The 22,039-nt window shown below is 42.8% G+C and carries 17 protein-coding genes; 16 read left to right on the top strand and 1 reads right to left on the bottom strand.

The features are described from left to right. Window positions 1-142 precede the first annotated feature (142 nt). From I4V84_RS04195 to I4V84_RS04175, 5 genes are all read left to right on the top strand, one after another. Window positions 143-3,022, top strand: a complete 2,880-nt coding sequence (locus I4V84_RS04195; RefSeq protein ID WP_195991347.1) for a TetM/TetW/TetO/TetS family tetracycline resistance ribosomal protection protein — start codon at window positions 143-145, stop codon at window positions 3,020-3,022. Between the two features lie 52 nt (window positions 3,023-3,074). Further along, the gene (gene greA, locus I4V84_RS04190; protein WP_173718207.1) at window positions 3,075-3,575 is read left to right on the top strand and encodes a transcription elongation factor GreA; all 501 of its coding nucleotides are present in this window, start codon (window positions 3,075-3,077) and stop codon (window positions 3,573-3,575) included. 408 nt (window positions 3,576-3,983) lie between these two features. Next, window positions 3,984-5,753 carry a Na/Pi cotransporter family protein gene (locus tag I4V84_RS04185; protein ID WP_195991311.1) on the top strand — a complete coding sequence of 590 codons (1,770 nt, stop codon included), beginning with the start codon at window positions 3,984-3,986 and terminating at the stop codon, window positions 5,751-5,753. 296 nt (window positions 5,754-6,049) lie between these two features. Further along, window positions 6,050-6,736 (top strand): response regulator transcription factor, encoded by a 687-nt coding sequence (locus tag I4V84_RS04180; RefSeq protein ID WP_195991310.1) that lies wholly within the window; start codon window positions 6,050-6,052, stop codon window positions 6,734-6,736. After that, entirely contained in the window at window positions 6,733-8,070 is a 1,338-nt protein-coding gene (locus I4V84_RS04175) for an ATP-binding protein (protein WP_173735102.1), read from the top strand. The genes I4V84_RS04180 and I4V84_RS04175 overlap by 4 nt, the downstream gene beginning before the upstream one ends. A gap of 59 nt (window positions 8,071-8,129) precedes the next feature. Here I4V84_RS04175 and nagB read toward each other — a convergent pair whose 3' ends face one another. Continuing rightward, window positions 8,130-8,855, bottom strand: coding sequence for a glucosamine-6-phosphate deaminase (gene nagB, locus I4V84_RS04170; RefSeq protein ID WP_173735101.1), 726 nt, complete (start codon window positions 8,853-8,855; stop codon window positions 8,130-8,132). Window positions 8,856-9,113: 258 nt separating this feature from the next. On the opposite strand from nagB, the gene I4V84_RS04165 reads away from it, so the two are divergent. From I4V84_RS04165 to I4V84_RS04115, 11 genes are all read left to right on the top strand, one after another. Further along, window positions 9,114-10,853: a histidine kinase gene (locus tag I4V84_RS04165; protein WP_195991309.1), complete on the top strand. Its 1,740-nt coding sequence runs from the start codon at window positions 9,114-9,116 to the stop codon at window positions 10,851-10,853. After that, window positions 10,831-11,586 carry a response regulator gene (locus tag I4V84_RS04160; RefSeq protein ID WP_173716899.1) on the top strand — a complete coding sequence of 252 codons (756 nt, stop codon included), beginning with the start codon at window positions 10,831-10,833 and terminating at the stop codon, window positions 11,584-11,586. Before I4V84_RS04165 ends, I4V84_RS04160 begins: the two co-directional genes overlap by 23 nt. Continuing rightward, window positions 11,570-12,829, top strand: coding sequence for an ABC transporter substrate-binding protein (locus I4V84_RS04155; RefSeq protein ID WP_173773689.1), 1,260 nt, complete (start codon window positions 11,570-11,572; stop codon window positions 12,827-12,829). Before I4V84_RS04160 ends, I4V84_RS04155 begins: the two co-directional genes overlap by 17 nt. Before the next feature lie 178 nt (window positions 12,830-13,007). Next, entirely contained in the window at window positions 13,008-14,285 is a 1,278-nt protein-coding gene (locus I4V84_RS04150; RefSeq protein ID WP_195991308.1) for an ABC transporter substrate-binding protein, read from the top strand. 83 nt (window positions 14,286-14,368) lie between these two features. Continuing rightward, entirely contained in the window at window positions 14,369-15,304 is a 936-nt protein-coding gene (locus tag I4V84_RS04145) for a sugar ABC transporter permease (protein ID WP_226815371.1), read from the top strand. A 19-nt stretch (window positions 15,305-15,323) separates the two neighbouring features. Then, complete coding sequence (locus I4V84_RS04140; protein WP_148461675.1) at window positions 15,324-16,178, top strand: carbohydrate ABC transporter permease; 855 nt, start codon at window positions 15,324-15,326, stop codon at window positions 16,176-16,178. An 82-nt stretch (window positions 16,179-16,260) separates the two neighbouring features. Beyond that, window positions 16,261-17,571, top strand: coding sequence for an alpha-L-fucosidase (locus I4V84_RS04135; RefSeq protein WP_118582300.1), 1,311 nt, complete (start codon window positions 16,261-16,263; stop codon window positions 17,569-17,571). Between the two features lie 6 nt (window positions 17,572-17,577). Next, complete coding sequence (locus tag I4V84_RS04130) at window positions 17,578-18,828, top strand: Gfo/Idh/MocA family oxidoreductase (protein ID WP_195991307.1); 1,251 nt, start codon at window positions 17,578-17,580, stop codon at window positions 18,826-18,828. After that, window positions 18,815-19,642: an acyltransferase domain-containing protein gene (locus tag I4V84_RS04125; protein WP_195991306.1), complete on the top strand. Its 828-nt coding sequence runs from the start codon at window positions 18,815-18,817 to the stop codon at window positions 19,640-19,642. Before I4V84_RS04130 ends, I4V84_RS04125 begins: the two co-directional genes overlap by 14 nt. Before the next feature lie 147 nt (window positions 19,643-19,789). After that, on the top strand, window positions 19,790-20,719 hold the full coding sequence (locus tag I4V84_RS04120) for a sugar phosphate nucleotidyltransferase (protein WP_195409690.1): 930 nt from the start codon (window positions 19,790-19,792) through the stop codon (window positions 20,717-20,719). A gap of 36 nt (window positions 20,720-20,755) precedes the next feature. Next, window positions 20,756-21,838: an aminoglycoside phosphotransferase family protein gene (locus I4V84_RS04115; protein WP_148461808.1), complete on the top strand. Its 1,083-nt coding sequence runs from the start codon at window positions 20,756-20,758 to the stop codon at window positions 21,836-21,838. Window positions 21,839-22,039: the final 201 nt, after the last annotated feature.

The raw sequence follows: 22,039 nt of genomic DNA, 5'->3' as shown, positions 1-22,039 counted from the left end.
AAGGTGATTTATTGAAAATAATGAAATAAACACCTGTGTCTCGACTGGCGCCTTCTGTTGTGATATACTGAAACAAGAGATTTTTACAGCAGGAGGCGTTTTCGTGGGTGAACAGTCAGAGAAAATAAAGAAAAATATTTGTATGGGGCTGCTGGCTCATGTAGATGCAGGAAAAACTACATTGTCAGAAGCACTTTTATATTTAAGCGGCAAGATACGAAAGCTTGGAAGAGTGGATCACAAGGATGCATATCTGGATACCTCTCCCCTTGAGCGCGAGCGGGGAATCACGATTTTTTCCAAGCAGGCAGTGCTGGAATTCCCGGAAACAAGAGTTACCATTCTGGATACGCCTGGGCATGTGGATTTTTCTGCAGAGATGGAACGTACCTTGCAGGTCCTGGACTATGCAGTGCTTTTGATTAACGGTGCAGATGGTGTGCAGGGACATACGGTGACTTTATGGAAATTGCTTGAGCGGTACCAGATCCCCACATTTATTTTTGTGAACAAAATGGATCAGGATGGAACGGACCACGATGCTCTTTTGACTGAATTGAAAAAAAGGCTGAATGAGAACTGCATGGATTTTTCAGAAAATGAAAATGCTGATGGAGATTTGGAACCGGAATTACCGGCAGGTGAAAAAGAACAGCAGAATTTGATGGAAAATAAATTTTCTGAAGAATTTCTGGAGAGCCTTGCCATGTGTGACGAGGAACTGCTGGAAAAATATCTGGAAACAGGAGAAGTATCCAGGAGAGAGATTACCGGTCTGATCGCAGATCGAAAGGTTTTTCCATGCTATTTTGGCTCTGCCTTGAAAATGGAAGGAGTAGAGAAGCTGATCCACGGACTGGACAGGTACACCAGATGTCCGGTATATCCTGAGGCTTTTGGTGCGAAGGTTTATAAGATCGCCAGAGACGATCAGGGAAACCGTCTTTCCTATATGAAGATTACAGGCGGGACACTGAAAGTAAAAGAACTTCTTATTACCAGCAAGGGAAATGTGGCTGCAGGAGAGGAAGTATGGGAGGAAAAGGCAGACCAGATCCGGATTTACTCCGGCGCCAGATTTGAATTGGTGAAAGAAGTGCCCGCGGGAACCGTGTGCGCAGTGACAGGTCTTTCCCATACTTTTCCAGGACAGGGACTTGGCGTGACGGAGAATTCCAATATGCCAGTACTGGAGCCGGTACTGAACTATCAGATTATTTTGTCGGAAGGCTGCGATGTGCACCAGATGCTGAAGAAGCTGAGAGAACTGGAAGAGGAAGATCCTCAGCTTCATATTGTATGGGACGAGCAGCTGGGAGAAATCCACGCCATGCTCATGGGAGACGTGCAGATCGAGATCCTGAAAAGGCTGATCTGGGAGCGGTTCCATGTGGCTGTGGATTTTGGAACGGGAAATATTGTATATAAAGAGACCATTGCGGCACCTGTGGAAGGTGTGGGACATTTTGAGCCTTTGCGCCATTATGCGGAAGTTCACCTTCTTCTGGAACCAGGGGAGCAAGGAAGCGGAATGCAGTTTTTTACCGCCTGCAGTGAGGATGTGCTGGACCGGAACTGGCAGAGACTGATCCTCACCCATCTGGAAGAAAAGGAACACAGAGGAGTGCTGACTGGTGCACCGATCACAGATATGCAGATTACTCTGCTTACCGGACGGGCCCACCAGAAACACACGGAAGGCGGAGATTTCCGTCAGGCTACTTATCGGGCTATCCGTCAGGGGCTTAAGAAAGCACAGAATGTTCTGCTGGAGCCTTACTATGAATTTCGGCTGGAAGTGCCGGTGGAGGTTGTTGGCCGTGCAATGAATGATATCCAGAAAATGCAGGGAACTCTTCTTCCTATGGAGACAGAGGAAAATACCGCTATTTTGAAGGGAAAAGCGCCTGTTTCGACTATGCGCGATTACCAGAAAGAAGTAGTTTCTTATACAAGGGGAATGGGAAGACTGTTCTGCAGTTTAAAAGGATATGAGCCTTGTAAAAATCAAGATGAGATCGTGGAACAGATCGGCTACGATTCTGAGCGGGATCTAGATAATCCTACCGGGTCTGTATTTTGTGCCCATGGAGCCGGATTTGTGGTGCCATGGTATGAAGTGGAAGAGTATATGCACCTGGATACTGGGATTATGGCAGAGTTTGAGGATGATCTCAGCGAGGAAGACTGGGAGGATGCTGCGTCAGGTTCTGGAAATCCTGCAAGTGGAGACGATACTGCTCAAAGTGCCAGAAATTCAGCATGCAGTGGAGCTGGCAGTACAGGAACTGCCAGAAATACATCTGGAAGTGGAAGCCGTGCGGGAAGTGGTTACCAGCCGCCGGAATCTGCCTACCGTGGAAGCTATGAGGATGACAAAGAACTTCAGGCCATTTTTGAGCGTACCTTTGGTCCGGTGAAAAGAGACCGCGTGTCTTCTTATAAAAAAGTGGTAAGTGCCCTATCTTATTCTGGCAGCAGTTCTTCTGCAAAAAAAGACCAGGAAGAATACCTTCTTGTGGATGGTTATAACATTATTTTTGCCTGGCCGGAGCTGAAAGAACTGGCAGATGCGGATGTCCGTGCAGCACAGACGAAGCTGATGGATATTTTAAGTAATTATCAGGGATATAAGAAATGTACTTTGATTCTTGTATTTGATGCCTACAAGGTGGAGGGACACCAGGAGGAAGTGCTTACTTATCACAATATTCATGTGGTTTATACAAAAGAAGCGGAGACTGCCGATCAATATATTGAAAAAACAGTTCACAAAATCGGCAGACAGCATCAGGTAACGGTTGCTACTTCAGACGGACTGGAACAGATTATCATTATGGGGCAGGGCGCCAGTCGTATTTCCGCAAGAGGTCTGAAAGAAGAAATCGAAGAGACCAGAAAGCAGCTCCGCCAGGAATGGCATCAGCACCGCCAGTCCAGTCATACCTATCTTTTTGATCATGCAGATGCTGAGACTGCGAAGCTGATGGAAGAAGTCCGACTGGGAAAGAAGAAATTGTAAAATATTGAGATGAGCTGCTGAATGCAGCGATGATGATAAAGGAGATATAAAAATGAGAGAGAAGCTCACCAAAAAAGACGTAGAGAAAATTGAACAGGAGATTGAGCACCGTAAGCTGGTTGTCCGCAAAGAGGCAATTGAGGCAGTAAAGGAAGCACGTGCCCAGGGCGATTTAAGTGAGAATTTTGAATACTACGCTGCCAAGCGTCATAAGAACCAGAATGAGAGTCGTATCCGCTATCTGGAGAATATGTTAAAAACAGCAACTATCGTTTCTGATAAATCCAGCAGTGACGAGGTTGGAATGGATGACATTGTAGAAGTTTATTTTGAGGAAGATGACGAGATTGAGAAATATAAGCTTGTTACTTCCATCCGGGGAAATTCCATGGAGAACAGAATCAGTATTGACTCTCCGATTGGCATGGCACTGAAAGGTCATAAGATTGGCGACAGAGTGGAAGTAAAGGTAAATGACAATTACAGTTATTTTCTGGAAATCCGCTCCATCGATAAAACCCATTCAGAGGAAGAGGAAATCCGAGGATTTTAAAGGTATCAGAGCCTTGTTCAAACATGCTCTAGAACGAGTCTGATGATGTTATTCCGCGAAGTGTGTAACAGTGAAGATACTGAATCATTACACGTATTATATAAAAATCCCTCATGAGATATGCAGCGATAATTGTAAAATTATTCTTCATGTTTCCTGGGGGATTTTTTTGAATGTAAAATTTGGAAAATACAGCAAAATCAACTATCAAACAAAGATTTTACATTTTCAACAGCCTGGCTTTACATTTTTCCTGTATAAGAAAATCCAAGATTGTAAAGTATTTTACATATATTTAACATTCTTCTCACCCGAAACTTTACATAGCCCACTTATATTGGTTTTGTAAACAAAAGAAATTAAGAACCCAATAAACTTTTAAAAGGATAAAAAAGGAGAGGAAACGTAATGGATTTTTTTAGCATTCTGACATTGGTCGGCGGACTGGCGATGTTCCTTTATGGAATGCAGGTAATGGGAGACGGTCTGGAAAAGCTTTCCGGCGGTAAACTGGAAAAGATTCTGGAAAACCTTTCATCTAACCGTGTGAAAGCAGTTTTGGTTGGTGCAGCAGTTACTGCAATCATTCAGTCTTCATCGGCAACCACAGTTATGGTAGTCGGCTTCGTAAACTCGGGAATCATGCATCTGTCTCAGGCTGTTGGCTTTATTATGGGCGCAAATATCGGTACTACTGTTACCGCATGGATCCTCAGCCTGGCAGGAATTGAAAGCTCCAATTTCTTTGTAAGACTTTTGAACCCAAACTCATTTTCACCGATTCTGGCATTGATCGGAGTTGTTTTTATTGTCTTCCTTCATGATGAAAAGAAGAAAGATATTGGAAACATTCTGGTTGGTTTCGCAGTGCTGATGTTCGGTATGAATACCATGAGCGGTGCCGTAAAACCTCTGGCAGAGGTACCGGAATTTACGAACATCCTTCTGAAATTCTCCAACCCTGTTTTAGGCGTGTTGGCCGGTGCACTTCTGACTGCTGTTATTCAGTCTTCATCTGCTTCCGTTGGTATTCTCCAGGCGCTTTGTGTAACTGGTGCAGTCCGTTACGGAGCAGCGCTTCCGATTATCATGGGACAGAATATTGGAACCTGTATTACAGCAATGCTTTCTTCAATCGGTGCTACTAAGAATGCAAAACGTGCAGCAATCGTTCATCTGTACTTCAATATTGTAGGAACTGTTACATTTATGGTTGTATTCTATGTGCTGAATGGATTTTTACATTTCTCTTTCATTGAAGAAGTGGCAGGTCCTGCCGGCATCGCAGTGATCCACAGTGCCTTTAACATCATTGCAACACTTGTACTTCTTCCATTTGGAGATATGCTTGTAAAAATGGCATGTGCAACTGTCCGTGATACAAAAGAGGAGAAAGTTATTTCCGCAGAAGATCAGGAGTTTATGATCCTGGAGTCCCGTTTTCTCAGCAATCCTGGTATTGCTATTGAGCAGAGCAAAACAGCTGCCAGGAAAATGGCAGAGCAGTCAAAAACTGCTTTGAACCTTTCCTTTGGCTTGTTAGATAATTTCCAGGAGGAGACAGCTTTACGTGTGGAAAAAATTGAAGCAAAGGTCGACCGCTATGAGGACGAACTGGGAACCTATCTGATCAAGTTAAATCAGAAGGATCTTTCTCTGGAAGACAGCCACAGCTTGTCCATTATGCTTCACTGTATCGGAGATTTTGAGCGCATCTCCGACCACGCCCTTAGTATTATGAAATCTGCAAAGGAAATTTCAGAGAAAAATGTCCGCTTTTCAGACAAGGCAGTGCAGGAACTTCACATTATGGAAAAAGCCGTGTCTGATATTGTGGAAAAAGCGTATAGCGTTTTTGCAAACCAGGACATGAGAGCAGCCGAAGAAATTGAGCCTCTGGAAGAAGTGATTGATGAGCTTAGCCGTGAGCTGAAAAGACGCCATGTAAATCGTCTTCGCGCCGGAGAATGTACAATCGAGATGGGCTTTGTGCTTTCTGATATTACAACCAGCCTGGAGAGAATTGCAGATCATTGTTCCAATATCGGCGTCTGTGTGACTCAGGTGCATGAGGATCTCTATGATACCCACAGTCATCTTGACACTGTAAAAAATGCACCGGGAGAACATTTCCATCACGAACTGGAGGTTGTCCGTGTGAATTATATGCTTCCGTAACCGGGAGAGCAGATGTTGCCAGTTGCTGCTCTGGAAAAATTCCTGTGAGAATCATTTCCGGAGGCAGCGACTGGTAATATAATTTTTGCGGCGCAAAATCATGCAAACGCATGATTTCTGTGCATCGCGAAGCGTGTTACTGGTCAGGTCGTGAACGGTAACCTGTTTTCCTGCTTTTTACCGTGACTTTACAGTTGTGCACTTGTATAAGGGGAAAAAAGTACGTATACTAAGAAATAATGATAATTTACGGGTAATGTAAAAAATAGGTAAGACATGGGAGGAGAATACTAAAAATGATTTTTTGTGTTGAAGATGATAACAACATCCGTGATCTTTTAGTATATACATTAGAGACGACCGGATTTCATGCAAGGGGGTTAGAAGACTCCCAGGAATTGTGGAAAGCCCTCGCAGAAGAGGAACCAGAGCTGATTCTTCTTGATATTATGCTTCCTGGAGAGGACGGATATTTCATTCTGGAAAAATTGAAGAAATCCTCTGGAACAAGAGATATTCCGATCATTATGGTAACTGCCAAGGAAGCAGAATTTGATAAGGTCCGTGCCCTGGAAGCCGGAGCAGACGATTACATCACCAAGCCATTTGGCATGATGGAATTTATTGCAAGGGTAAAGGCGGTGCTTCGCCGCAGCAGCCGCCACGGAGATGACAGGGAGCTTCGATGTGAGGAACTGAGCATTTTTCCGGGACGTCATCAGGTTTACTGTGGCAATCAGCAGGTAGAGCTGACAAGGAAGGAATTTGAGCTTCTTCTTTATCTGATGGAAAATAGAGGAATCGTTATGACACGTGACCAGATACTGTGTCATATATGGGGCTATGATTTTGACGGAGAGACCAGAACTGTGGATGTGCATGTGCGGACACTTAGGCAGAAGCTGGGAGAAACCGGCAGACTGGTGGAAACTGTCCGTGGCGTAGGATACCGAATGGCAGATAAGGGAGGCAGTCAGGGATGAAAAAGAAAATCCTCAGCCACACCGGTTTTATGATTGTTCTTACAGCAATTCTTACCTTCATAGCAGCCAGCTTTTTAATGTACGAAAAGTTTGATGATGTTATGAAGAGGACTGTCAGAGATGAAACGGAATACGTAAAAGCAGGAATGGAGAAAGCAGGAGAAGACTATTTAAGCAAGCGTGTGGGAGATAATACAGGAACGCGAATTACTTTGACGGATGAGAATGGAAAGGTTCTCTATGACAGTGAGGCAGATGCTTCCAAACTTCCCAATCACAGCAATCGTCCTGAATTTGTCCAGGCCATGGAAGAAGGCCATGGGGAAGTAGTACGCTATTCGGAAACCCTTGCACAGCAGACCTTTTATTATGCAGTGAAGCTGGATGATGGGAAAATTCTTCGTCTGGCAAAAACCACAGACAGTGTTTTTCATACATTAATGGGCAGTCTTATCTGGCTTGGACTTTTGATGATCGTAATCATCCTGATAGAAATCATTTTGGTACAGAGGCAGACAAAAAAGCTGATCAAACCCATAAACAGCCTGGATCTGGAGCATCCTCTTGATAATGTGTGTTATGAGGAACTTAAGCCCCTTCTTACCCGTGTAGACCAGCAGAACCTGCAGATTGCATGTCAGCTTGAAGAACTGAAAAAAACGGAGGCTGTGCGAAGAGAGTTTTCTGCAAATGTTTCCCATGAGCTGAAAACCCCGCTGATGTCGATTTCCGGTTATGCAGAGCTGATGATGAATGGAATGGTGCGTCCGGAAAATATTGCGGATTTTTCAGGGAGAATTTACAAAGAAGCCAATCGTCTTGGTAATCTGGTGGCAGATATTATCCAGCTGTCCCGGCTGGATGAACAGCAGGATGAAGTGGTTTCCATGGAAAGTGTGGAACTGAATGAGCTTGCAGAAGATGTAGTAAACAATCTCCAGGATCAGGCCCAGAAGAAGAATATTTCCCTGAGATATTACGGTCATCCGGTTACAATTCAGGGAGTGCGTCATGTGCTTTATGAAATGCTGTACAATATAGCGGACAATGCGGTTCGTTATACGAATCCAGGTGGACATATTTATATTTACGTAGGAAAAAACAGAGAGGGAAAAGCTTATTACCGTGTGGAGGATGACGGAATCGGAATACCGAAATCTGAACAAAAAAGAATATTCGAAAGATTTTACCGTGTTGACAAAAGTCATTCACGTCAGACCGGAGGCACCGGTCTTGGACTGTCCATTGTAAAACATGGGGCGACCTTGCATCATGCCCAGATTCACGTGGACAGTGATCTTGGAAAAGGTACAAAAATGGAGCTGCGTTTCTAAGCAGCTCCATTTTTGTATAAACATAAATTTAACCGAATCAAGTAAGTCCTCTTGACAAATTACAGCTCACTCAGTGCATCCTCATCTGCTACAATAATTGCATTGGGATGGAACTGAAGGATGGAAGCCGGGCACTGTGGGGTAACAGGTCCTTTGATCGCAGCGGCGAGAGCCGTGGCTTTGTTTTTGCCGTTAGCTACAAGAAGAATGGTCTTTGCGCTCATAATATTGCCGGTTCCCATAGAAATTGCCTTGCGCGGTACATCCTCCTCGCTTGCAAAAAAGCGCTTATTCGCCTGGATGGTAGCCTCTGTAAGATCTACACAGTGTGTGCCAGCCTGGAAATGGTCGTCTGGTTCATTAAATCCGATGTGACCATTAGGTCCTATTCCAAGAAGCTGAAGGTCTGCAGCTCCCATATTCTTAAGCAGTGTATTGTAAGCTTCGCAGCAGGCCTCTGTATCCGGATTGGTTCCGTCCGGAACATAGGTATTCTTAATATCTATATTGACTCTGCTGAACAGGTTCTTGTTCATGAAGTAACGGTAGCTTTGGTCATTGGATCCGTCCAGTCCTACATATTCGTCCAGGTTCACAGATTTTACATGGGAAAAATCCAGTATTCCCTCTTCATACATAGCAGCCAGCTGATCGTAGGTACCTACCGGGGAAGAACCGGTAGCAAGTCCAAGGATACAATCCGGTTTGGACAAAATAACACCGGCGATAATGGTAGCTGCAGTACGGCTCAGCTCTTCATAATTCTTAACTTTAATTACTTTCATTTTACCTCTCCTTCTTTGTCCATAAGTGAGTATGATCACTTTAACAAGGTGCAAAAAAATAACGGCATTATCAGAATGCTGTCATATAAAAACCCTGCCCTTGTTCTTTCAGACAATAACAGTATACCCTATATTTAGGTGAAATGCTATAAATATTTCTGCTTTTTATTTTTTTTTTGGTGAAAACTGATTGCAAGTTTCGAAAGCTTTTCCTATAATGAATTTATAATATAGAAATTTACCCTGGGGATAAATAAAATGAAAAAAAACTACACTCTGAAAAGGGAACTTACATTTCTGATGATACTGACCTCTGTATGTACTTTACTGTCTGTATGTGCAGCTGTTTTCTATGTCTTTTTCTCTTTCTTCTTTCAGAAAACACAGGAAGATATTGAATATGTACTTCGATATACCAGTCAGCAGTATGAGGCTCATATGCAGTTTATTGAGGATAGTGTGATCGCCATACGTCATAATACGGTACTGGATGACTTTTTTCAGAAAGAAGAATACGACCTGGAGGAAATAGAACCACAGCTTTCTTACAGCATGGAGCTTTTTTCAGAGCGGAATATGGTGGAACGTCAGCTTCCTTTTGTTACTGGAATTTATCTGTTTAATAATGGGAATGAATGTATTTATGAGCACTATTATGCCACCACACTGGCTGCCGGGAGAGAACAGAAGCGAAAATACGAAAACATGCAGCAGGAATTTAAAAGTACCAGTGACCAGTACGCCTGTTTGTCTGATAAAGATGAATTAAATATTTTTTTTAGAATTTATGATGAAAATATGAGGGAAAAAGGAATCGGAGTCGTGCAGATCAGTCAGAGTGCGGTAGCGAAAGTTCTGGAAACGGTACAGCTGTATCATAATGGAGGATGGGCTGTCCTGGATAAAAACGATCAGCTGCTTGCCTCGGAAGGAGCTCAGGAGCTGGTGAAAAAGCTGCAGACCTCTGAGAATTCATGGAATGGAACAAAAGACCTGGCGGGTACGAAGGTGATTGGTTATGGAAATTCCTGTGGATTTGGAGTACGTACAGTGATCTCAGTAGGGTATGGGAATATTTTTTCTATTTTGAAGCCCACTCTTTTTATCGTTCTTGTGGGCCTTATTGTGGTACTGGGAATTGCATTTCTGGTTGCATATGCTATCAGTTACCGTTTCACCAAACCGGTTACCAGGATGATCCAAAGTATACAGGCTTTTGGAAAACCGGATCTGAATGCCAGAATGGAAGATTCCTCTATTCAGGAATTTCATGACATGGGAATCGTGTTTAATGAGATGGCAGACAGGATTGAATATCTGATCACTCAGGTTTACGAAAAAGAAATTGTGGCAGCCAGGTCTCAGGTAAAATATCTGCAGTCCCAGATAAATCCGCATTTCCAGTTTAATATTCTGGCCATGCTGAGTCTGAAAGCGAAAATGGCTGGAAACGAAGAAGTTTACGATGGACTGAATGCTTTTTCCAGACTGATGCAGGGTAAGATATTCCGGGAAAAAGAGATTAAGATAAAGGTAAAAGAGGAACTGGAAATAGTTCAGTTTTATTTATATCTGCAGAAAAGCCGTTACCAGGATAAACTGTCTTATGAGGTGAAGCTTGAAGATGAAAAAATCGGCGAAGATCTGATTCCCCGTCTTCTTATTGAGCCACTGGTGGAAAATGCAGTTTCGCATGGTTTGGAACCAAAGCGTGGAAAAGGAAATCTGCAGGTCCTTTTATATGAAAGGGAAATGCTCTACATCTGGGTAAAAGATGATGGAGTAGGCGTTTGTCGGAATCAGACGAAGGCAGAGGAAAATAAAGAAAAAACTCCTCATACCCATGTAGGCTGGGAAAATACAAAGAAAATGCTCCGGATCCTGTATGGAGATCATTACAAGTTTCAGGTCTGGAGCGAACCGGGAAAGGGAACGGAAATAGAAATTGCAGTTCCAATTGAAAGAGGTGGAAATTATGTGGAAAGTGATAGCAGCTGATGATGAAGGATACATCAGAGAGGCTTTGCAGAAACTGATAAATTGGGAAAAAATGGACTGTTCTCTGGAGAGCGTAGTCAGTGATGGACAGGAACTATTGGAGAAAATCAGGGGAGAAATGCCGGACATTGTGATCACAGATATACAGATGCCTGGAGTTGACGGATTAGAAGTATGTAAATATATATACGAAACCTGCCCGGAAACCCAGGTGATCATCCTTACCGCATATTCAGATTTTGAGTATGCCAAACGAGCCATTAAATACAGTGTATGTGAGTATGTGCTTAAGATTTCCATTATAGACGAACTTCCACTGGCAGTGGAAAAAGCAATTGGAAAGCTATCCAGACTGAAAAAGGAGATCGAAATCCAGGAGCATACGAAGGCAGAAGAACCGGAATCACTGCTTGATCAGATTGAACAGTATCTGGAAGAAAATTTTCGCAAAAAGATCACGCTGGATGATATTGCAGATACCCTGCATGTGAACCGCAGCTATCTCAGCCGTTATTATAAGAATAAAACAGGTGTGAATCTGTTTGATGAGATTTTAATGAAAAGGGTGGAAAAGGCAAAAGAATATCTGCAGAATACAGAGATGAAGACTTATGAGATTTCAGAAGCGGTAGGAGTGGAAGATGCTGGTTATTTCTCAAAAATGTTTAAAAAGATAACCGGGGTATCACCAAAAGAATTCAGGAAAAGAGAACAACATGAAGAGAAAAATTAGAGGCCTTTTCTTTAGTATCGGAATAGCAGGGAGTCTGATCCTTGGAGGATGCGGGAAAGAAGAAAAAGAGCCTGTAACTATCACAATGATTCATGCATGGGGTGGAACAGGTGAAGATCATGTAGCTATGAGGGATATTTACGATGGATTTCAGAAGGAGAATCCGGACATTGAGGTGCAGCTGATCTCCATGCCAGGAAGAAAGGAAATGCTGCGTAAGGTGGAGGACATGATCATGGTGGGAGATATGCCGGATGTGATTACCTTCAGCGGTATGGGACAGAATACAACCTATGATTTTATTGTAGAAAATGATATGGCGCTGGATATTATGCCCTATGTGAAAAAAGATGAAGAGTTTGCCTCCAATATTTCCCAGACCAATCTGAACTATTGGACCACAGAAGAAGGGGAGCTGTTTACAGTGTCAGATGTTTTGTCCTTAAGTGGTGGTTATTGGTATAATGAAGATATTCTGCACGCAGCTGGCGTAAAGGAAATTCCCAGGACCTGGGATGCTTTTCGCGGTATGTGCTACAAGATCTGGAAATGGTCGGAGCGTGAGAATAATGAAATTGCTTCGCTTCAGACATCTCCGGAGGGCTATCTTTATTTTATGGATCATATGCTTCTGGAAGAAGGTACAGAAAAGGACAGAAACGATATCGGTACAATTTCAGAGGTGTTGAAACGGCTGCAGGAAATTTATGTATATTCCACCTCCGAAAATGCAGAATACAGTTATTTGGATGAGACCAGATTGTTCAATGAAGGAAAGCTTGCCATATATGTGAATGGCGTATGGGGCGCTTCCCTGATTTCCGAAAACATTAATGCCAAGTATGCACTGCTTCCAACTACATCCGGGAAGAATCTGTCTTGCGAATCTGCCTGTTTTGGTTATGTGCTTGGAAAAAGTGGAAACGAACAGAAAGAGGAGGCTTCCATCCGGTTCCTGAAATATATGCTAAGCAAGAAGGTGCAGACGCGGATTTTGGAGGAAACAGAGCAGATTCCGGCGAATAAGCAGGTAGTTCTGGATTCTTACGAGAAGGAAATGCCGCGGCTGTTTCAGGCTGCTTCCCTGGTGTTAAGTGCAGAGGATAAAATTGAAGTTCCGGATAATCTGTGGACTTATGAACAGAAAGCCTATTTTACAGAAAACATTTTCAGAGAGCTTACCGGTAAAATTTCACCGGAAGCTTTTACCCGGCAGCTGGGTGAAATGAAAATAGATAAATAGGGAAAATAAAGATAAGGAAAATATTGCCGTCAGGTAAATATTTTCCTTATTTTTATTGTGAAAATGTCAATAAATACCTGTAAATTGCAAATGGGATTCATTCAAAAATACCAAAAACAAGGGTAAAATAAGGACAGTTAAAGCAAAGACGTATAATTTATGAAGGAGGATTTTTGTAATGAAGAAAAAAATGGTAAGTGTTTTACTGGCAGCAGCAATGGGGACTACTGCACTGGTTGGATTTGGAACGACTGCTTATGCAGATGATGATGTTCTGGAATTTTACCATGGATATTACCAGGATGAGAGCGAGTGGGCTGCAGCTCAGGTTATGAGGGATATCTATGATGAGTTCGCAAAGGAACATGCTGATGGATCAGTTACATTCAAACCAATCGCTGTAGAAAACAGAGATGACATTGTAAGTGCACAGGTTGCTGGCGGTTCCTTCCCGGATCTGGTAGATGTAGGCGGTGGCGGAGTTCCGCAGGCAGCACTTTCCCAGGATCTGGTATACGATCTGAAACCGTATATCGATGAAAATGGTCTGCAGGATGCAGTTGGTCTTAACTATACACAGCATGATATGGATGGTCATATTTATGCAGTGCATGATCAGATTGAGAGCCGTGGCTTATGGTATAATTCCGATATTTTTGAAAAAGCCGGAATTACAGAGGAGGCGTTTGCAGACTGGGATTCTTTTGGAGAAGCAATGGAAAAAATCCGTGCTCTGGACGAGGATGTGTACGGATACATTGCAGGACAGGGCTCCAGCTATATTGTAAATACAGTTATGGCTTCTACAGATGAAGGAAAGAAAATGCTGGAATCTGAGCTGACAGAGGACACCATCAATTCAGAGGAATTTGCAGCTGCATTTAAGACTGCTGCAAATCTGGATCAGGCAAATGGTTCTGAGCATACTACAGATGATAACGGTAATCTTATGGCAGAATTTAATACAAATGGTAAGGCTGGTGTTCTTTTCAATGGTGTATGGAATGCAAGTGGAATTGATGCCTCTTTAACAGATGCCATTGAGCCTGCTTTATTCCCTGGAAATATTGCAATCGCTTCTGCAGGCGGCGGACTTGCTGTGGCAAATAACATGAGTGATGAGAAAACAGAGCTAGCACTTGAATTTATCAAATATATGACAAGTGCTGAGGTTCAAGAAAAAATTTTCACTGGCGTACAGGCAAATCCATGTAACACAACAGTTGATTTGAACGCACTTGCAGAAGAGAGTGATGACGCAGCTACAAGAAAGCTTGCACAGGCTTGCTCTCAGGTAAATGAAGCTGATACTGTAGTGATTGACATGAACTATACCTGGGGATCTGACGTGGACAAAGCTATCATCAATGCATTGATGGAGTGTGCGGTATCAGGAACAGATATTGATGCAAGATTTGCAGCACTTCAGATAGAGCTGATCGCGTTGGTGGCTTAAAGCACACAGCTGTGATGAACAGAAACTATGAATGAAATAGAAGAGGGAGGGGAGAAATCTCTTCCCTTTTTGGAGGTATGAATTTGGAAAATCAGAATGCTGCGAAAAAAAGAAAGAATAAGCTGGGTACGCGGAGAAAAGGATTTATTATAGCGTTTCTTGCGCCTACCCTGATCGCATTTTGCGTATTTTATCTGTATCCCATTATTACGGTGTTTATCACTTCTTTCTGCAAATGGGATTATACCAATATTACTAGTCCGGAGTTTTTCGGCTGGAGCAATTTGTGGGATAATTATGATTATATTTTTAACAAGTATCCATTTTTCTGGGAAGCACTGAAAAATTCAACTACCTGGGCCATTCTTGGAGCAGTGGTACAGATTCCCATTGCTGCTTTGATCGCGCTGGCCCTGTCCAGAAAGGTAAAAGGTATTAAATTTGTACGAAATGTTTATATTATTCCGAATATGATCTCAACTGCCGCTATGGGCATTGTATTTTTACAGTTGTACAACCCTTCTTATGGAATTATCAACCCGATCATTCGTCTTTTCAACAAAGAGTTCAGGGATAATATCCTACTTCTGAAAGGACCGGCTTTTGTGGCCATGACCTGTGCCTATATTTTCTTTACAGGAACTACAACTTTAATGATTTTGGGGAATATTATGGCAGTGCCGGAAGAGGTAAGAGAAGCAGCTATGCTGGATGGGGCAAGCGGTCTGAGACAGGACTGGTATATTACAATCCCTATGATCAAAGGAACTTTAAAAACAGTATCCGTTCTTGCTGCAACCTCCGGCTTCCTTCTTTATAACGAGGTTTATTTCCTGACAAAAGGAGCTGCAGGAACCTACAGTATCAGTTACATTATCCGCGAGCTTGCCATTACCAGTCCGAGAACCCAGTTTGGACGTGCCAATGCAGTGGCAATGATCCAGATCCTGGCTGGGATGGTGATCATTCTGGTGATTAATTTTGTATACAGCATTTCTTTCAGGAAAGAGAAAGAATAAGAAGGAAAAGAGGATGAATATGAAAAAAACAAATACCCTGAAAGGTGTAAATAGTATGCCGGCGGGAACCAGGATCGTGACTTACATTTGTCTTGCGTGGGCGCTGATCGTGTCGTTGCTTCCCATTGGCTGGCTGGTTTTATCCAGCCTGAAAAAAGATCCTATGGCGAGACCTGGCTTTCAGCTTCCGGAATCCATTTGTCTGGATGGTTATATTTCCACATTTAAAGATTTACATGTGATGAGATATTTTGGAAACAGTCTTTTTGTCGCAGGTGTTTCCGTGGTGATCAGTGTGGTGATGATTTCCATGTCTGCATATGTGGTAGCGCGAATGGAATTCAAAGGAAAAGCACTGGTAAATGTACTTTTGTATTCCACCATGTTTATCCCAGCCACAGCCCTTACTTATCCGGTATATAATCTGGTAAACCGCCTGCATTTATATGATACAAGATCTGCGCTGATCCTGATTTATTCCTGCAGTGGAATTGCAGTGAGTTTTTTTGTGATCAAAAACTATTACGACAATATCCCAAGAGAGCTGGAAGAGGCGGCGAGAATTGATGGATGTGGGTATGTACAGACCTGGATGAAAGTAATTTTTCCAATTGCACGTCCGGGAATTATGACAGCAGCTGTGCTTGCGTTTTTGAATAATTGGAATGAGTATTACTGGGCCTCTCTTGTGCTGATCACAAGGGAAAAGCTGACAGTACCGGCGCTTTTGTCTACTTTCACAACAGCCTTTAACACCAATTATAACGGACTTTTTTCCGCTATGGTGATTATCATTCTTCCGCCTGTGCTTCTGTACTGTATTTTCAGCAGATTCTTTATTGAGGCACTGTCTGGCGGAGCCGTGAAAGGTTGACAGGTGAAATGAAAGTTTTTTGATAAAAATGCTGAATATACAAAATTTTCTGATATAATGAAGAAGACAGGAGAATAGAAACATGAATGAGGAAATAAGACAGCGCACCAAATGGTTTATGGAAGACAGATTCGGTATGTTTATTCATTGGGGATTATACTCCATTCCGGCATGCGGTGAATGGATGATGTCACAGAAAGAAATGACAATTGAGGAATACAGTAAGTATTTTGATCAGTTTGATCCTGTGGATTATGATCCGAAGAAATGGGTTCGTCTGGCAAAAAAAGCAGGCATGAAGTACGTGGTACTTACAGCAAAGCACCATGACGGATTTTGTCTGTTTGACTCTAAACTGACAGACTACAAGTCAACAAACACAAAAGCAGGCAGAGACCTGGTAAGAGAATTTGTAGATGCATGCCGAGAGGAAGGATTAAAGGTTGGTCTTTATTTTTCCATTATCGACTGGCATCATCCGGATTTTCCTAAATATGGAGACAGGCAGCATCCTATGCGAAACAATCCAGCATATAAAGATGAAAAAATTGATTTTGACAGATATCTTGCGTATATGCATGGCCAGATAAAGGAACTTGTAACAGGGTATGGCAAGCTGGATCTTCTATGGTTCGATTTTTCCTATGACGATATGACCGGAGAAAAATGGAAAGCCACAGAGCTGATCAAAATGGTTCGAAAGTATCAGCCGGATGTGATCATTGACAACCGTCTGGAAGGTGCGGGGGATAACCATGGCAGCATTACAACAGAGGAACCACTGATTTACAGCGGTGATTTTGCAAGTCCGGAGCAGATTATTCCTCCAAAAGGAGTATGTGATGACAAGGGAGAACCCATTCCATGGGAACTTTGTGCCACTATGAATAATCATTGGGGATATTGCAATTTCGACCATCAGTATAAGACCCCTCAGATGCTTGTAAGAAAGCTGGTGGAATGTGCCAGCAAGGGTGGAAATATGATCCTGAACGTGGGACCAGATGCCCGTGGAAATATTCCGGAGGAGAGTGTTCAGATTCTCACAGAAGTTGGAAAATGGATGAAAAAAAATGGGGAGAGCATTTACGGATGCGGAATTTCCAAATTGGAAAAGCCGGATTGGGGAAGATATACCCAGAAAGGTGACATCATTTATGCTCATGTTTATGAGACACCGCTTGGAGCACTTCCGCTGTATGGAATCGGCCCGGATAAGCTGGAATCTGTTACATATCTTGCTGACGGCAGTGAGGTGAACAGAGGGGAAGCATGGAATACGGTGCTGTATCCGGATGTGGCCTTTGTTTCCTTCGGAGATGATCCTGTATTTACCTATCCATTGCCAGATGAAAAAGATACGGTTTTAAAAATACGTTTGCGACAGGAGTAAAAGAGTATGAAAAAGGTAACGAGTATTGTAATTGGAGCAGGCCTTAGAGGAGGTCATGTTTATTCTCAGTATGCACTGGACCATCCGGATGAATTTCAGGTGGTGGCAGTTGCAGAGCCGGATAAAGAGCGCAGAGAGAGCTTTGCAAAAAGACACAATATTCCGGAAGAGCTTCGCTTCGAAAGCTATGAAGAGCTTCTTGGAAAAGAAAAGCTGGCAGATTGTGCCATGATCTGCACCATGGACAGGATGCATTATGAGCCTACGATCATGGCTCTGAAAAAGGGATATCATGTACTTTGTGAAAAGCCCATGTCTCCCGACAAGAAAGAAATCATTGAAATGGGAGAGATGGCGAAGAAATACGACCGTATTCTGTCCGTGTGCCACGTACTTCGGTATTCTCCGTTCTTTTCCAAATTAAAAGAACTTCTGGAAGAAGGCAAAATAGGAAGACTTATGACTATCCAGCATATGGAAGAGGTAGGTTACTGGCATCAGGCACATAGCTTTGTAAGAGGAAACTGGAGAAATGCAGAGGAATCCAGTCCTATGATCCTGCAGAAATGCTGTCATGATATGGATATCATGTTGTGGCTGGCAGACAGTAAATGCGAAAGCCTCAGTTCCTTTGGTGAACTGTCTTATTTTACAGAGGAAAATGCACCGGAAGGAGCTCCTGCTTATTGTCTGGATGGATGCCCACATAGAGATGAATGTGCTTTCTATGCACCACGCTTTTATCTGGAGAATTTAGATGGATATCTGGTACGTGCAGTGACCGATCAGACAGATCCGGAGCATGTATTGGAGGCTTTGAAAAAAGGACCTTACGGAAGATGTGTATTCCACTGTGATAATACAGTAGTAGATCACCAGTCCGTTGACATAAAGTTTGAAAATCAGGTAACAGCGTCCTTCCTTATGACAGCCTTTACAGACCAGTGTGCTAGACGGATCCGTCTTATGGGAACAAAAGGTGAGATCAAAGGCGATATGGATGCAGGTACTATTGAGATCAGAGATTTTGTCAGTGGGAATCTGGAGACAATAGAGCTTCACACACCTGCAAACGGACATAACGGAAGTGATATGAGTATGATGCATGATTTTGTCCGTATGGTAGGAGAAGGAAGAAAGGGTAAAACAGACGCTGCTGTTTCCGTGGAGAGTCATCTGATGGCACTGGCAGCAGAGGAAGCAAGAATAACGGGACAGGTTGTAAATCTCAGAGGATTTGCCAATGAAAATAAATGAATTTTTAGCTGAAATCAACATGCTGCCGGAGGCTGTGCATCTGCTTAATGAGCTTCAGGAATCCGGACGCATTGGGGAGGAAGAATATCAGGAAAATAAGCTTTTGTATGAGAAAGACAGAGCTTTGTTTTATAAAAAAATTCTTTTGGAAAAGGATTATCGGCTTGTGTTTCTGTATTATTTATGCCGCATGGGCGCCGAAACCTATGATGCTTATGAAAAGCGGGGAATCAGCCGGGAAATTTTCAGGGACACTTTTTACGATCTGACCTTTTGGTGTGAAAACTGTTTTCTGGAATATGGAGAGTATGGAATTGATGAATACGACTGGTTTTTCCGCCATATGAAGCTTACCATCTTCAGGCTTGGAAGAATGCAATTTGAAATCATGGATTCCCGCTGGAATTTTACAGCAGGAGAAAGAATGGTAAAAAAAGGAGATCCAATCATCAGTATTCATATTCCACAGGGCGAAAAGCTCACACTGGAGAGTGTGAGGGAATCCATTATTCAGGGAATGGCTTTCTGGGGGAAAGAGATGCCGTATCTGTGTCATTCCTGGCTGCTCTATCCGGGGCTTAAAGACATTTTGCCGGAGAAAAGCAATATCATTATGTTTCAGAATCAATTTCAGATCGTAGAAACAGATTGGGATGAGCGTGAGGCTGAATGGCGTATTTGGGGGAAAGTACAGCGGAACCTGAATGTATATTCCGAGAACACATCTCTTCAGAGAGCTGCAAAGAAATATCTGAAGTCAGGAAAAGTGCTGGGGAGCGGTCTGGGAATATTAAAACCGGAGTATTTCCTGTGAAATAATTGATAGAAATTGACAAGAAGAGATTTGTCTGTTACCATCGAACCAGGGGCAATTGTTTGTCCCTGGTATCGTTATGAATAAGCAACAAAGCGGATCAGGAATCTCCGCTTTGACAAATAAAAAATGGGAGGCAGCAATAACATGAAAAAGCCGGTATTGGTAGTAATGGCAGCAGGTATGGGAAGCAGATATGGTGGCCTGAAGCAGATCGATCCTATTGATAAGGACGGGGACATTATCATTGATTTTTCTATCTATGATGCTATTCAGGCAGGGTTTGAAAAAATTGTATTTATTATAAAGAAGGAGAATGAGGCTGATTTCCGTGCCGCTATCGGAGATCGTATGAGTAAGCATATCCAGGTGGAATTTGTATTCCAGGATCTGCATAATCTGCCGGAAGGCTTTACAGTTCCGGAAGGACGTGTGAAGCCATGGGGAACCGGACATGCGATCATGAGCTGTATTGATGTGATTGATGGACCTTTTGCCGTTATTAATGCGGATGATTATTATGGACGTCATGCATTTAAGATGGCATATGATTTCCTTACAGAGAATCAGGATAAAGACGGCATTTATCAGTACATGATGGTAGGCTACAAGCTTGAGAACACATTGACAGATAATGGACATGTGGCTCGTGGTGTTTGTGTGACAGACGAAGAGGGATTTCTGAAGGATATTAATGAGCGCACCCATATTGAGAAGAGAGATGGCGGTGCTGCTTATACCGAGGATGATGGTGCTACATGGACAGAGCTTCCTATGGATGCTACGGTGTCTATGAATATGTGGGGATTTTCTGCAAGCATTCTGAGAGAACTGAAGGACAGATTCCCATTATTCCTGAAAGAAAATGTGGAAAAGAATCCTCTGAAATGCGAATATTTCCTTCCATTTGTTGTAGATGAGCTTCTTGGCGAGAAGAAAGCAACTGTCAAAGTTCTGAAATCTATGGACAAATGGTACGGAGTTACCTATAAAGAAGATAAGCCGGTAGTAGTTGCTGCAATTCAGAAGCTGAAAGATGACGGTCTTTATCCTCAGAAGCTTTGGGAGGAAAAATAAGTGGGAAAAACAAAAGATGTAAGCCATCAGGAACTGATGGAAGTAATCAACAGCTTTGATTTTGGCGGTAAACTTGAAGAGGTTGGCATATTCGGAAATGGCCACATTAATGAGACTTACTGTGCTGTATTTTCCACAGAAGCCGGACAGAAGCGCTATATTCTCCAGAAAATGAACAAGCAGATTTTCAAAGATCCTGTTGGTCTTATGGAGAATATCAGTGGTGTCACCTCCTGGCTGAAGAAGAAAATCCTGGAAAATGGCGGGGATGCAGAGCGCGAAACCCTGAATATCGTAAATGACCGTGCTGGAGCTCCTTATTTTGTAGATAAAGAGGGAGAATACTGGAGAGCGTATCTGTTTATAGAAGATGCAACCTGCTTTGATCAGGTGGAAAATGACGAGGATTTTTACCAGAGTGCTCTTGCATTTGGTAATTTCCAGCGCCTTCTTGCTGATTATCCGGCAGATACTCTTCATGAGACAATCCCGGATTTTCATAATACAGTGAAGCGATTTGCCAATTTTAAAAAGGCTGTGGAAGAGGATGCATGCGGACGTGCTGCTGATGTTCAGAAGGAGATACAGTTTGTCCTGGAAAGAGAGCAGCTGGCCCATACACTTGTGGATTTACAGGATGCAGGTAAGCTGCCTCTTCGTGTAACGCACAATGACACAAAGCTGAATAATATCATGATCGACAATGCTACCCATAAGGGAATCTGTGTGATCGACCTGGATACGGTAATGCCGGGACTTTCTCTGAATGATTTTGGTGATTCCATCCGTTTTGGCGCAAGCACGGCAGCAGAGGATGAGCAGGATATTTCCAAAGTGTCCTGTGACCTTCATCTGTTTGAGGTGTATGTAAAAGGATTTCTGGAAGGCTGCGGCGGTGCCCTCACAGATCTGGAGGTGGAAATGCTTCCGATGGGTGCAATCCTGATGACCTTTGAGTGTGGAATGCGTTTCCTGGCAGACCATCTGGAGGGAGATCATTACTTCCGCATTCATCGAGAGAATCAGAATCTGGATCGTGCAAGAACCCAGTTCAAGTTGGTGTGGGATATGGAACAGAAATTATCTGAGATGAAAGCTATTGTAGAAAAATATAAATAGTGGTATTCTAAACTTGGCAGGCATAAAAAATGCCTTCCAGGTTACTAATAAGGATTGCAAAGAATGGACATAAACCATCACAGTTGCTGTTTGCGGATAACATTCCGTGGAGTGCTGTGAAAAGAGAAAACAGCAGAAGGTTATTTGTTTATTGATTGTGATGAGTGGTGGGAACTTTGCAGTAAACGAGGAGGAAAATAT

Origin of the sequence: Ruminococcus sp. 1001713B170207_170306_F1 (assembly GCF_015668065.1) — a bacterium.
GTDB lineage: Bacteria > Bacillota > Clostridia > Lachnospirales > Lachnospiraceae > Blautia_A > Blautia_A faecis.
Note: the sequence above shows the minus strand (reverse complement) of the source record. Positions and strands in the feature narration are given on the sequence as shown.

Excerpts from the sequence above, each read along its gene's own strand:
- I4V84_RS04115 (WP_148461808.1), top strand. The coding sequence starts at position 20,756 with ATGGAAGTAATCAACAGCTTTGATTTTGGCGGTAAACTTGAAGAGGTT.
- I4V84_RS04180 (WP_195991310.1), top strand. The coding sequence starts at position 6,050 with ATGATTTTTTGTGTTGAAGATGATAACAACATCCGTGATCTTTTAGTA.
- I4V84_RS04165 (WP_195991309.1), top strand. The coding sequence starts at position 9,114 with ATGAAAAAAAACTACACTCTGAAAAGGGAACTTACATTTCTGATGATA.
- I4V84_RS04195 (WP_195991347.1), top strand. The coding sequence starts at position 143 with ATGGGGCTGCTGGCTCATGTAGATGCAGGAAAAACTACATTGTCAGAA.
- I4V84_RS04135 (WP_118582300.1), top strand. The coding sequence starts at position 16,261 with ATGAATGAGGAAATAAGACAGCGCACCAAATGGTTTATGGAAGACAGA.
- nagB (WP_173735101.1), bottom strand. The coding sequence starts at position 8,855 with ATGAAAGTAATTAAAGTTAAGAATTATGAAGAGCTGAGCCGTACTGCA.
- I4V84_RS04120 (WP_195409690.1), top strand. The coding sequence starts at position 19,790 with ATGAAAAAGCCGGTATTGGTAGTAATGGCAGCAGGTATGGGAAGCAGA.
- I4V84_RS04160 (WP_173716899.1), top strand. The coding sequence starts at position 10,831 with ATGTGGAAAGTGATAGCAGCTGATGATGAAGGATACATCAGAGAGGCT.
- I4V84_RS04130 (WP_195991307.1), top strand. The coding sequence starts at position 17,578 with ATGAAAAAGGTAACGAGTATTGTAATTGGAGCAGGCCTTAGAGGAGGT.
- I4V84_RS04150 (WP_195991308.1), top strand. The coding sequence starts at position 13,008 with ATGAAGAAAAAAATGGTAAGTGTTTTACTGGCAGCAGCAATGGGGACT.
- I4V84_RS04125 (WP_195991306.1), top strand. The coding sequence starts at position 18,815 with ATGAAAATAAATGAATTTTTAGCTGAAATCAACATGCTGCCGGAGGCT.
- I4V84_RS04155 (WP_173773689.1), top strand. The coding sequence starts at position 11,570 with ATGAAGAGAAAAATTAGAGGCCTTTTCTTTAGTATCGGAATAGCAGGG.
- greA (WP_173718207.1), top strand. The coding sequence starts at position 3,075 with ATGAGAGAGAAGCTCACCAAAAAAGACGTAGAGAAAATTGAACAGGAG.
- I4V84_RS04140 (WP_148461675.1), top strand. The coding sequence starts at position 15,324 with ATGAAAAAAACAAATACCCTGAAAGGTGTAAATAGTATGCCGGCGGGA.
- I4V84_RS04185 (WP_195991311.1), top strand. The coding sequence starts at position 3,984 with ATGGATTTTTTTAGCATTCTGACATTGGTCGGCGGACTGGCGATGTTC.
- I4V84_RS04175 (WP_173735102.1), top strand. The coding sequence starts at position 6,733 with ATGAAAAAGAAAATCCTCAGCCACACCGGTTTTATGATTGTTCTTACA.